The following is a 12,742-nucleotide window of genomic DNA, read 5'->3' on the forward strand; positions in this document are numbered from 1 at the left end:
GAGGGAAAATAGTTGTCCTTTGAACTGCATTCAAACTACACTCAATATACTTACTCAGTGGATATTTTCGTTCCGGAGACCCAATGTCCAATAGATGGTTTCCCAGTTATCTATGTGTTAGACGGCTTATCCTATTTTGAAATTGCACAGAAAACGATTGAATTGCAATGTAAAAACTCTTTAAAAACAAAGGTGGGGCCTGCCATTATAATCGGTATTAATCATGAATTAGAAACAATGCGACCACGTAGATTTTATGATTTTACAGCACCAGCAAAAGAATATATATATCCCGATCGCATGCAAAAAATGATTCCTGATGCAGTAGGGGGTGCAGAAAAATTTCATTTATTTTTGGAAAATGAACTTAAACCGATTATTTACCGCGACTATACCGTAAACACTAGCGACGAAACATTACTAGGTCACTCCTTAGGAGGTTATTATGCTCTTTGGAGCTTGTTCCATCACCCAAATTCCTTTATAAAATACATAGCTCTGAGCCCATCTATTTGGTGGAACAATCATGAATTACTGGCTTATTTAGAGGGTTTTGTTCAAAGTGAAGGGTCATACAGAAGGTTGTTTTTAGCGGTTGGCGAGTTAGAAGGCTTTATGGTAGATGATACACGTAAAGTATATGAATACCTTTCCAAACACGGCTTGCCTGTAGTTTTTTACGAAGCATTAGAAGAGAACCATGCTTCAGTCGTCCCGACTGTCATCAGCCGCGCTTTCCGTTATATTAGTGAATAATGTTTACATGATTATTCACAATTAGTCCCTGAAGATGAGAACCAGTTAATACTAAAGATAAAGAAACGTTCAAAAGTGTTTTTACTTTTGAACGTTTCTTTTTAGTTAATTTTCAAAATTTCTACTACCCGCCGAAGGACCATAGAATACATTTGGTTAGTTTAAAATTTTCATGATTTAGGACTATAAATTTCTTCACACATCAAAACTGACCACTACAGTTTTCTTTATATTGGTACTTTTAAAAACATCAATTCATTGCTAATGTAAATTAAATCTAAAAAATAATTTGAAAAAGGAAGGATTCAACTATGCAAAAAACAACAAGCTATTCTCATGTACGTACTTTCGATTTAATTATTACATCTATGTTAATTGCACTTGTCTTCGTTGCTACTATTTTGTTAAACATTAAATTACCTATCACAGCTAATGGAGGGTTAGTTCATCTTGGAACGGCCGTACTCTTTATCTCTTCTATTTTATTTGGCCCTAAAAAAGGTGCTATTGCTGGTGCTATTGGTATGGGCTTATTCGATTTAGTAGGTCCTTGGGTTTTATGGGCACCAATTACGTTTTTAGCACGTGGCTTGCAGGGTTATATCGTGGGAAAAGTTGCTTGGTCGAAGGGACGCAACGGAAGTAGTTTAGCACTCAATCTAATTGCTACAATTGTGTCGATTCCTTTTATGCTAGCTGTCTATTATCTTGGAGAAGCAATCATCTTTAAAAGTTGGATCATACCAGCAGCCTCTATTCCTGGAAACATCGTACAAAATGTTGTAGGACTCTGTGTTGCCATTCCAGTTTGTGTAGTACTAAAAAAAATCCCGTATTTCAAATAGCTATATAAAGAGGGGCTAAAGATAATATTCTTTAGTCCCTCCATCTCAATGATCAGGTTATTTTCGCCAATATAATCTAAAACAGGGCTGCTTTTATCATTAGTATGATGTACTAATACTATTCACAAGCTACATCTTTAGATTTGAACGTTTTACAGCAAGTATCTGCAGAATGACTAGCTTCTTCAGAAATAGAGCGGTAATCAAATTCAGAAGCGAACTCTGTATTATTGTGGTTTGCATGGTAATCCATATCTATTTCAATTTTTTCGGCACCACAAACATTCCCTTTTGCGTGAAAAATACAATTTGATACAGCGCATTTCACTTCTACATTTGGCATAAATGTCCTCCTCATTGAAATTTATTAAGAAATACAAAATGTATTCCTTATAAAGTATCTTGTCCCATTCTACGATATTAATTTATAAGAATTTTTCTTCTGAAAGTCCTAGAAATCAAAAAAGAATCTTTAATCCATCAATAGACAGATTAAAGATTCTTTGGAAGACTTAATTATGAGCTTTCTCTTTCTTGCTAGGTAAAAGTGTTTCTGCAGTTGAAGCATGAACTTCCTGTAAAAGCTCAGGATTCTCCATTAACGATACGCCATATGATGGAATCATTTCTTTAATTTTTGGTTCCCACTCATCTACATGTTGTGGGAAGCATCTATAAAGTATCTCGATCATGGCATGTACAGCGGTTGAGGCACCTGGAGAGGCACCTAGCAATGCTGCGATAGAGCCATCCTCTGCGGTAACAATCTCTGTACCAAATTGAAGTGTGCCTTTACCACCAGTCTCTGTGTCTTTTATAACTTGTACACGTTGACCTGCAACTACTGTATCCCAATCTTCAAGTTTAGCATTAGGGATAAACTCACGTAATTCTTCAATACGTTTTTCTTTTGACAACATAACTTGTTGGATTAAGTATTTTGTTAATGATAACTCTTTTGCGCCTGCTGCCAACATAGTTGTTAAGTTATCTGGTTTCACAGAAGTTACTAAATCCATCATGGAACCAGTTTTTAAAAACTTCGGTGAGAAACCTGCAAATGGTCCGAATAGTAACGATTTTTTATTGTCAATAAATCGAGTATCAAGATGCGGAACAGACATTGGTGGAGCACCAACTTTAGCTTTCCCGTATACTTTTGCATGGTGTTGTTCTACAACCTCTGGTTTGTTACATACTAAGAATAGTCCACTTACTGGGAATCCACCAATATGCTTCCCTTCAGGAATACCGGATTTTTGTAATAAGTGAAGACTTCCACCTCCGCCTCCAACGAAGACAAATTTTGCGGTATGGTATTCAATTTTACCTTCAGCGTCATTCTTTACTTTTACTTCCCATTTACCATCACTCGTGCGTTTAAGATTTTCCACACTATGATTATAATTTATATCAACGTTTTGGTTTTTTAGATGGTCAAGCAACATACGTGTTAAAGCTCCAAAGTTAACATCTGTTCCAGAGTCAATTTTTGTAGCTGCAATTGCTTCTGTTGCTGGACGGTCTTGCATAATCAGCGGAATCCATTCTTTCAGTTTTTCTGGATTATCGGAAAATTCCATTCCTTGGAATAAAGGATTATTTGACATTGCTTCAAAACGTTTCTTTAAAAATGCGACGTTCTCTTCTCCTTGTACCATGCTCATGTGAGGTAACGGCATGATAAAATCTTCCGGATTATTTAGTAGCTTACTGTTTACCAGAAAAGACCAAAACTGCATGGAAAGTTGGAACTGTTCATTAATATTAATAGCTTTAGTAATATTCATAGAGCCATCAGGATTTTCTGAAGTATAGTTTAGCTCGCACAGTGCTGCATGCCCTGTTCCAGCATTATTCCATTCGTTAGAGCTTTCTTCCCCTGCTTTATCGAGTTTCTCAAATACTTTAACTTTCCACTCTGGTTTTAATTGCTTCAATAATGTTCCTAAAGTAGCACTCATAATTCCGGCACCTATTAAGATAACTTCTGTTTCTATTTCAGTTTCTCTCTTGTTCATATAAACCTTCCTTACTCCGTATTTGTTTAAAGGATGTACACTACTTAGGCATAACTTTATGTCAAGTTAAATTACAGAAATACATCTTTTCTATTCTAATATAACCATATCATAAATTACAATTATAAATATTCTATCTTCTACTACGAGTCCATTATAAGCTATTTGTAAGCGATTTTAAAGTCAGCAAAAAATGTGACTACTTCCAGTCAGATAATGACATACAAAATCGCTGACTATACTTGAGTTCACATAAGAATTAGTATGTTGGCTGCTGTCACTAGAGCTAAATGCCCTTCTATAGTTTTCTCCTCACAAAAAAGGCTATTCAGAGTGTAAGTCCACTCGAATAGCCCTTTTTAAGTTATATTAGAATGCTGGAATTGCCGTTTCATCATAGTTTTTCTCTAAAAACTCACGTACTTCAGTACTTGTCATAGCTTCCGCTAGTTTTTTAATTGCTTCTGAATCCTTATTATCTTCGCGCGCAACTAAAGTAATAGCAAAGTCGTTGTCGTCTCCTTCTGTAAGGAGCGCATCACTTTTGGGCGTCAAATTCAATGGTGCAGCATATGCTGGTGTCATTACTACTGCATCTGCATCATCGTACATTCTCGCTAGCATCAACAAATCTACTTCCTCAAACTTATAGTTTTTCGGATTTTCCAGGATGTCAGCTTTCGTATAGTAGGAACCTGTTTTTTCTTTTAAAGTAATGACATTATGCTGGGCTAACAATGCTAGTGAACGATCTATATTTGAAACGTCATTTGCTATTGCAATTACAGCTTCTTCCGGTAATTCATCCATCGAATTATACTCTTTAGAATATGTACCATAATTCGCAAAGTATATAGGAATAATTGGCACTAGATTTGCATCGTTATTTCTATTGAATTCCTCCATATAGGGAACGTGTTGGAAGAAGTTCGCATCTACTTCTTCTGCTGCTAGTGCAGTGTTAGGTTGAACATTATCTCCTAAAACAACTATTTCAAGATTAATTGATTGCTCTGCTAACTTCGGTTTAATAAGTTCAAGAATTTCTGTCATTGGAGGGATTAATGACGCTACTTTTAATGTTACTTCTTCATCATTTCCCTGCACTTTTTCTTTATCATTCTTCTCTTTCTCTTGGCTACAACCAGCTAAAATTACCACTAACAATGTTATTAATAAAAGAATTTTTCTCATATGTTCCTCCTGTTATCCCTGTTATCTAACGCTTATCTATTATTCTGGCGATAGTAGTACCAGTAAACTGAATGAGCTGTACTAGTATAATCATAATAATAATCATATAAATCATTAAATCCGTCTTAAATTGTTGATACCCATACCGTATAGCAAAGTCACCAATACCACCGCCTCCTACTACTCCCATAATGGTCGAGTAAGAAATAAAACTAATTATTGATGTAGTTAGTCCAAGAACAAGACCAGATCTAGTCTCTACATAAAGAAATTTAAATACTATTTCTTTAACAGAAGCACCCATTGAAATTGCTGCTTCCATTACACCTTTAGGTACGTCCAATAATGATTGCTCGACTAGTCTTGAATAATGTGCAATAGCAATGATTGCTAACGGAACAATTGCAGCTGTTGTGCCGATAGCTGTCCCTATGATTAATCTTGTAAAAGGAATTAAAAAAACAACTAGTAGTAAGAATGGAAAAGATCGTATTATATTTACCAATAAATTTAAAACAGTAAAAACCAATCGATTTTCAATTACTTCTCCCTTGCGACAAAGGAAAAGTAAAGTCCCAACCGGGAGACCTAATAGTATCGCTGCTCCTATAGATGCCCCAACCATTATAAATGTTTCGCCAATGGATAACCAAATTTCAGCTTCATATTGAACCAATATATCAGGCATCATCCATCTCACCAGCCTTTGCTAATTGCTCTACAAAATAGCTAGGGCTCTTATCTATATGGTGGACCCCAATTGGTTCAGTTGATACGGTATCATAAATTTCTCCATTTGCCATAACCGTTACTCGATTACATATACTTTTAATTACTTCCATCTCATGGCTGACAATAACAATTGTAACACCTAGAACTTTATTAATGTTTTCTAATACTCCTAGTATTTCAGCACTTATATTTGGATCCAGTGAAGAGGTTGGTTCATCACATAACAAAACTTGTGGATTGTTCGCTAATGCTCTTGCAATTGCAACACGCTGTTTTTGACCACCACTTAATTGAGCTGGATATTGCTTTATTAAATCTTCTAATCCAACAAATTGAAGACACTCTATTATTCGATCCCTACGTTCCTTCTTTGGATAGTTAGCCAACTCTAACGATACTGCTACATTCTCGTAAACAGTTTTATTTGCCACTAGGTTAAAGTGTTGAAAAATCATTCCGATTGACTTGCGGGCTCGTCGAAGTTCTTTGCTGCTAAGATTTGTTAGCTTTTGACCATTCACTTCTACTTCCCCTTGATCCGGGAGTTCTAACAAATTCACAAGCCTCAACAAGGTGGATTTCCCTGCTCCACTAGCTCCGATAATCCCATGGACCTCACCTTTATCTATCGTTAGAGATACAGATTTAATGACTTTAAACTGCGAAAAGCTTTTACTGACATTAACTAATTTAATCATAAAAAAAACCCCTTTCTTTTAGTTGAAGGGTGATTACAATGTGGTTAATTATAACGCATTATGGGTGTACTGTCATTAAGCTAATACTATGGGACTAATCGTAGTAAAATACTCCACAATTTTGTCCATAGCATAATAAGCGCAACTCAAACAGAGCAAATCGCAAGGTCCCATTGGGAATCGCAAGTCTGCTCTGTTTCAAGAAGTAATTAGCTTTGCTGGTACTCCAACGAATATAAATCATTCAATGTCAACTTACCAAAGCTAAAATCAGTTAGTCTTTGTGCTATTAAATACTGGGTAATGGCACCTAAAGTTATTGTGTCTTGCTCCTTTACATCAATAAGCGTTTTACCGTTTGGTAATGTCTGCACTGCTAGTTCTGGAAACTGCTCTTTAAAAACTATAAGGAGCTCCTGCGAGAAATTTGATACACGAACCGTTGTTACCTTGTTGTCACTAAAACCAGGTGACACATCGTCTACTAACTTTAGTTCCCCATTTTTCATAAAGAATATACGATCTGCGTATTGCTCTAGGTTCTCCAATAAATGAGAGGCAATAATAATTGTTTTACCTTCTGCCTTTTTTTGTAAAAGTATTTGAGATATTAGCTCTACGTGCGTTGGATCCAATCCATTCATCACTTCATCCATCAGCATCACTTGTGTATTGGAAACAATTTGCATAGCAAAGCATAGACGCTGACGCATTCCTAAAGAATAAGTGCCTGTTTTTTTCTTTACATAAGATTCCATACCAAGTTTTACAATTGTGTCATCTATTAATTTCGGATCGCTATTCCACATTTCCTGATAGATTTTCAGATGATTCTTACCAGAAACATGATTATATAAATCACTTTGGTCCGGCATCATAGATACATCCTGATGTATCTTCACCTCATTTGCTTTACTTGAATATTGTAGTTCATGATTTAAAATCACCTTTCCTTGATTGGGAGGTAAATAATTCATGATCACATTCATCAATGTCGATTTCCCTGTGCCATTTGGTGCTACTAAACCAATGATTTCCCCTGGTTGAAATTTAATCGATATATCCTTTAATACCTGTTTGTCTCCAAACTGTACACCTATTTTTTTTAGTTCCAACAAGTCTATCACCCTTTCCTAGGCTATTAACTTAAACCTTTTAAATTTACTCACAATCAGCGTCAATATCATCAAAAAGAGTGTACAACCACCTACTATCGTTAACCCGTATTGATAGGTTAAATCAGGCGACTCATAAACAAAGTTTCTATATCCTGAAATGACTTGTCCTACTTGTACATATGATGTTGGATAACGTTCAATATCTGAATATGCCCCCATTACTCGTTCAAAATATATCCACTCCGCAGCAATTAGGAGAAAGCTGACAAATAAATTAGCAAACTCCGCTTTCACAATTATACTTAGGAACAAACTGATCACTATAAAGAATAAGAACCAAATAGCCATAAACAAGACATTTTTTAATATAAATGTAATCATTGGCATATTAGTAAAGGCTTCTTCTATGTAAGAATAGATAGGCACCGGCAGTGAAAAATCACCAAATCCATTTTGTAATCCAATAACTATAAAACCTACGCATAGAGGAATAAATGTTAGAACACTTCCTATAAAAGCAACTATTCCTTTCATCAATAGCTTTTTCCAATCAGCTATGGGAAATCCTTTTAATAAACTAGGGTTACGACGATCTTTCAACACAATATCTACAGATAAAAGGATACAGCTTATAAATAATACGATTGGCAAATAATCATTTAGCATCCGTTGTAAAGTTTGCAGAGCAGTTCTTTCTTCAAACAACTGCATAGACAGCTCCGAGCTTCCCTCTACGTAACCAGTAAACCTGCTAGCTGTATAACCATACCCATAATGTCCATCAGCATGAGCATAATTATTACCATAGGTGTAATAGAGAGGGTTGTAGAAGAAGTCACCACTGTTGACAATTAGTTGGTCTGAATACAGATACCATCCCGCTGTTGCTTCTGCATATTTTAAGTAATCCTTATCACCAATTGCATCAATTCTTGCCTTATCATATTCATTCCACCCCGGGAATATGGCCAGTGCAAATGCAACGGAAGGATGTATATTGTCTTTCCCTTCGACACTTTTTATAAAATCATCTCTCGTTGTGTAACGTGCTTCCATCTCTGCTACATCGACTTTTTCAATAGGTTCGTATGAAGGTGCAATTTTTAATACAAAGTATATAGCTAAAAATAGTAAAATCACGTATACAGCTATGTTTTTCTTATTCGTAAAAAATTGACTCAACTCCCACTTAAAATAGGCCCACATTTTATCCACCTCCTATATTTTCTGTAGCTTACCTGTCGATAAAACCCATTTTATAATAGCCATTAGCAATCCAATGCTAATACACAAATAAAGCAATCCTGCATTGCTATTTAAGGCGACTGGCGTAGCTAAATTCAAAGACTCTCCATTTAAGACACTCGGAAAGTTAACATAGTTAAATGGATTAAACGGTATCAGCTCGATTAGCCCCGGGAACAAAATGGGTAAAACAACAAGGATAACTTGTACAAAAATAGTTAAATAAACATTTTTTAATAGTACATTTAAAATTACAGACAATAAAATCGCAAAAATCGCCAGAACAATCATATAAATAATCGAAACTGCTATGTATTTATAAATAGGATAAACCATTACATCCCCGTTAAAAACGGCTACAGGATAGGATGCCTGTCCTAATCCTTTAAAAAAGATTAGAGGTAAACTACATATGAAGAGCTCAATTATGAAAATAACTACTATACCCATCGAAGTCATACATTTCGCTAACACATACTTACTAAAAGCAATAGGATAACCTTTAATAATAGTAATATGGCGGAAATCCTCTATCATAATATTAGACGAGTAAATACAAATTAGAACAAACCATACCGAGCCTACTACACTAAATAAAAACGCTAAAAATGGATAGAAACTTAGGGAGCCAAAAGACAATTCTAAACTATGTTGTTTTAAATATTTATAATAGGAAGAGTCCATTTCATTCTCTATCTTTGATGGCAGATTTCCAGCTACCAGATCATAATTGTCCATTTCAAATGCTTGTTTTCGTAATTCTGTTAGCTCTATTGCTGTATCTACAAATAATTCTGGTTGCTCTGTTTTTAAGGCCATCCCTTGTTTCGGATATGTATAATATTGTTTAACGATATTTTTGTATATATCACTACCATCTCCGTACTCACTGGCATCTACAATTTGAAATTTATTCATAGCTACCTTAACTGGTAATGATTCACTTGATTTTTCTTTAATAGGATTACCTAACTCTGTTGAATTCGCATAAACAACCATCCCAATAATACAAAGCGCCACGATTAGACAAGCAAAAATATTTTTCTTATTTGTTTTCTCTATAATAAATAGCGTTTTTAACATACCTCTCACATAATCCACCCCTTTTAACAAAAACAAAAAAATAATTTGAATATTAAGTTAATTTTTATTACATATCTCCTATATTAACCATTCTCTATGTACTAGGAAAATACCTTTTTCAGAAAAAATAATCTGTAAAATGACTGTAATTTTTCTATAATTTGTTCCTCATTTTAGGTATTTATAGAAAATCTCTTTTTTCATGATATGATGATGTATTGGCGCGAAGGAGGTCATATCGTGAAATTAAATAAAGGTGTTATTTATATATTATTAGGTGCATCCTTTTTCGGCTTTACACCTATATTTGCTAAACTTGGATTTAGCTTTGGCTACTCGCTTGGGCAAATCAATATTGTACAAATGGTCATTTCCTTCTTTTTATTATGGTCCCTAACTCTAATCAAACGCGCCAGCTTCAATGGCCTGAATAAGAAGAATATTGTTCAAATAATGATTACCGGTTGCTTAATCGGTTTAACTAGTATTTTTTATTATGGTTCGATGGAATATTTGCCGGCGTCACTGGCTATTATTTTAATGTTCCAGTTTGTTTGGATAGGCATTATTTTAGAATGGATTTTCAGCAAAATAAAACCTGCACCTATAACTATATTGTCCATCATACTAATCTTAATAGGGGTCTTTTTTGCTTCCAATTTTGTAAATGGCGATATAGGTGGTCTACCATATAAAGGGTTAATCTTTGGAATCCTATCAGCATTCACTTATGCAGGGTTTATATTTTGCAGTGGTAAAGTTGCTGTAAATGTGGACCCATGGACGCGAAGCTCTTTAATGGTGACTGGTTCAACCATTTTAGTGTTCATTGTATTCATGCATGACATTCCTACGGTACTGCCATTGGAGAGTGACTTGTTGACGATTGCTGTTGGTGTTTCGTTATTCGGAGCAGTGCTACCACCATTATTTTTCGCCGCTGGTGCTCCGTTAGTTTCAGGTGGAGTCGCCAATATATTAACGTCTATTGAATTGCCTATTGCCATCCTCTCAGCGAGTCTTATTTTGTCAGAAGTAGTAACTCCTTTACAGTGGTTAGGCATCGCTATCATACTAGTAGCTATCGCTTGTAATGAACTAGGTACTAAACTGTTCTAAAGAATTAAAGAATATCCTTAATGCTAAGAAGAGTATTTACCCAAATATGTTGATATTTTTGTGTCTTCAAGCGGATGGAATATGGATCAGATCGAATTAATGAATTTGATATAAACTTCTCCTTACTAGTAAAAAAACCAGTCTGACTTTATTTAGTCAGACTGGTTTTTTATTCACCTTTTTCTTTTAGCGTAGTCTTCGCTTTATCTTTTACCTTATTATCTAACAAGTCTATTTTAAAAGAAAACAGACTGTAAGCAGACTCAAATTTCAAGAGTTTGTCTACAGTCTGAAACATCCTAATAAACAGGCTGTTTTTCTAATTGTTTATTTTTATACTCTTTTACCTAGAACATATATAATATCGATCTCCGTAATATAGCTATTCTTCTTCGATACTGCCGGTTTGAACTATTTTGTTAAAACAATAAGCTCTCTATTTAACGTTTGAAGTTTAGTTGTTGCATCTCCAATTGCTTCTAATAGTTTATTTTCCTCATAAATAGAAGATACGATTTCTTCAGTTGCCGCACTATTTTGTTGCGCTACTGCTGATAGCATATCAATTTCACCCAATAAATGAGTGAACTGATTGCTTACTTTTTCAATCGCAAGTACACTATTTTTCACGTTTACATTTGAAATATCACTTGACTCCTTGACATTATTAAACACCGTTGCTATTTCTTGGAGTAACTTTTGACCTTCTAACGCTGTTGTTTGACCTTGTAAAGATTGCTCTTGTGCCGCTGATGAGTTAGTGAATAGCTTAGAAGTAACTTCCGTAATTTTTGATGCCGTTACTGCACTTTCCTCTGCCAACTTTCGAACCTCATCTGCTACTACTGCAAAGCCTTTCCCGTGTTCACCAGCACGTGCCGCCTCAATCGCAGCATTTAGTGCCAATAAATTCGTTTGGTCGGCAATATTTTTTATGTTGCCAAGTAAATCATTCACCGTTTGTAGACTATTTTGTAAATCATTCATCGTGCTCACTGTCATATTCATGGAATCACTTAATATATCCATTTGTTTCGTTACTTTATCTACATTTTGTGTGTTCATCGATAACTGCTCATTTACCTGCTGTGAATGCCCCATCGCCTCTTGGGATAAATCAACTGTTTGCAAAAGCTCTGATTTCGAATCATGCATCATATTATGCATCGCAAAAATTGAGTCGGCTTCACTTTGAATAGACTGTGCAATTTGTTGTGTCGTATTTAAAATTGTATCACTGACGGTTGCTAACGAATTCGACGTATTTTTTACATCATCTGTTTCTATACCTAACGTATGAGCACTTTGTTCAATCTTTGCTACTAATTCTTTCGTTTCTTGTAGTAGCTTACTTGCCTCTTGCTCACGCTCTTCAGACTTGGAAACTAATTCGCCACCCCATGCATTTAGTTTATTTAACATATATAAAATTCCGTTATATACGAAAAATATTGTAAGAAAGCTCGTGAACGATTTATTTTCCCCTAAAAACTTATCCGGGGCTAGTACGTAAAGTAACACGACACAGATTTCTACAATAAGCCCATACGTAATCAAAATCTTTCGCTCAAAATAAATTGCGGCCATTACAATTGTAATGAAAACTAAGTAATGCTTATTTAATGTATAACCATCTAATAAGAATAATGTGAATACTGCCATTCCTGGTAAGGCTGCAAATAATACTGCCTTCACAATATCAGAATGCTTCAAAAAATAATTTAAGCAAGCAAATGCTATAACCACAGCAGCAGTTAAAATATACAGTATCGATCCGCCAAATCCGTTATTAATGATTAGTGGGATTACAATTATCGCCAATAGGAAGCATGTAATTTTTAAGTTTAACTGATGAACCCTTTGAAAATTATATGAAAAAGGTTTATTTTCCATGAGTTTATTTTCCTCCATACATATCACCATTCTACTAA

General features: G+C 35.0%; 12 protein-coding genes. 3 read left to right on the top strand and 9 right to left on the bottom strand.

The window, feature by feature from the left end; all coding sequences use genetic code 11:
• The first annotated feature begins 12 nt into the window (after positions 1 to 12).
• A complete protein-coding gene (locus MKX53_RS18510; protein ID WP_340913134.1) occupies positions 13 to 756 on the top strand; it encodes an alpha/beta hydrolase in 744 nt (247 codons plus the stop codon).
• Positions 757 to 1,067: 311 nt separating this feature from the next.
• On the top strand, positions 1,068 to 1,601 hold the full coding sequence (locus tag MKX53_RS18515) for an ECF transporter S component (protein WP_093537974.1): 534 nt from the start codon (positions 1,068 to 1,070) through the stop codon (positions 1,599 to 1,601).
• Between the two features lie 118 nt (positions 1,602 to 1,719).
• Here MKX53_RS18515 and MKX53_RS18520 read toward each other — a convergent pair whose 3' ends face one another.
• From MKX53_RS18520 to MKX53_RS18555, 8 genes are all read right to left on the bottom strand, one after another.
• Positions 1,720 to 1,944, bottom strand: a complete 225-nt coding sequence (locus MKX53_RS18520) for a DUF1540 domain-containing protein (protein ID WP_093537975.1) — start codon at positions 1,942 to 1,944, stop codon at positions 1,720 to 1,722.
• Between the two features lie 169 nt (positions 1,945 to 2,113).
• Entirely contained in the window at positions 2,114 to 3,622 is a 1,509-nt protein-coding gene (locus MKX53_RS18525; RefSeq protein WP_093537976.1) for a malate:quinone oxidoreductase, read from the bottom strand.
• A 369-nt stretch (positions 3,623 to 3,991) separates the two neighbouring features.
• Positions 3,992 to 4,816, bottom strand: coding sequence for a MetQ/NlpA family ABC transporter substrate-binding protein (locus MKX53_RS18530; RefSeq protein WP_340764251.1), 825 nt, complete (start codon positions 4,814 to 4,816; stop codon positions 3,992 to 3,994).
• 25 nt (positions 4,817 to 4,841) lie between these two features.
• Positions 4,842 to 5,504 carry a methionine ABC transporter permease gene (locus tag MKX53_RS18535; protein WP_340764605.1) on the bottom strand — a complete coding sequence of 221 codons (663 nt, stop codon included), beginning with the start codon at positions 5,502 to 5,504 and terminating at the stop codon, positions 4,842 to 4,844.
• Positions 5,497 to 6,246 carry a methionine ABC transporter ATP-binding protein gene (locus tag MKX53_RS18540; RefSeq protein WP_340913137.1) on the bottom strand — a complete coding sequence of 250 codons (750 nt, stop codon included), beginning with the start codon at positions 6,244 to 6,246 and terminating at the stop codon, positions 5,497 to 5,499. The genes MKX53_RS18535 and MKX53_RS18540 overlap by 8 nt, the downstream gene beginning before the upstream one ends.
• Positions 6,247 to 6,455: 209 nt before the next feature.
• On the bottom strand, positions 6,456 to 7,361 hold the full coding sequence (locus MKX53_RS18545) for an ABC transporter ATP-binding protein (protein WP_245762733.1): 906 nt from the start codon (positions 7,359 to 7,361) through the stop codon (positions 6,456 to 6,458).
• Between the two features lie 18 nt (positions 7,362 to 7,379).
• Positions 7,380 to 8,570, bottom strand: a complete 1,191-nt coding sequence (locus tag MKX53_RS18550; protein ID WP_340913138.1) for an ABC transporter permease — start codon at positions 8,568 to 8,570, stop codon at positions 7,380 to 7,382.
• A 12-nt stretch (positions 8,571 to 8,582) separates the two neighbouring features.
• A complete protein-coding gene (locus tag MKX53_RS18555) occupies positions 8,583 to 9,701 on the bottom strand; it encodes an ABC transporter (protein WP_340913141.1) in 1,119 nt (372 codons plus the stop codon).
• Positions 9,702 to 9,932: 231 nt separating this feature from the next.
• Here MKX53_RS18555 and MKX53_RS18560 point away from each other — a divergent pair, with 231 nt between their 5' ends.
• Positions 9,933 to 10,811, top strand: a complete 879-nt coding sequence (locus MKX53_RS18560; protein ID WP_340913142.1) for an EamA family transporter — start codon at positions 9,933 to 9,935, stop codon at positions 10,809 to 10,811.
• 411 nt (positions 10,812 to 11,222) lie between these two features.
• Here MKX53_RS18560 and MKX53_RS18565 read toward each other — a convergent pair whose 3' ends face one another.
• Entirely contained in the window at positions 11,223 to 12,704 is a 1,482-nt protein-coding gene (locus tag MKX53_RS18565; protein ID WP_340913143.1) for a methyl-accepting chemotaxis protein, read from the bottom strand.
• Positions 12,705 to 12,742 lie beyond the last annotated feature (38 nt).

The organism is Psychrobacillus sp. FSL K6-4615 (assembly GCF_038008225.1).
In the GTDB taxonomy this organism is placed as follows: Bacteria; Bacillota; Bacilli; order Bacillales_A; family Planococcaceae; genus Psychrobacillus; species Psychrobacillus psychrotolerans.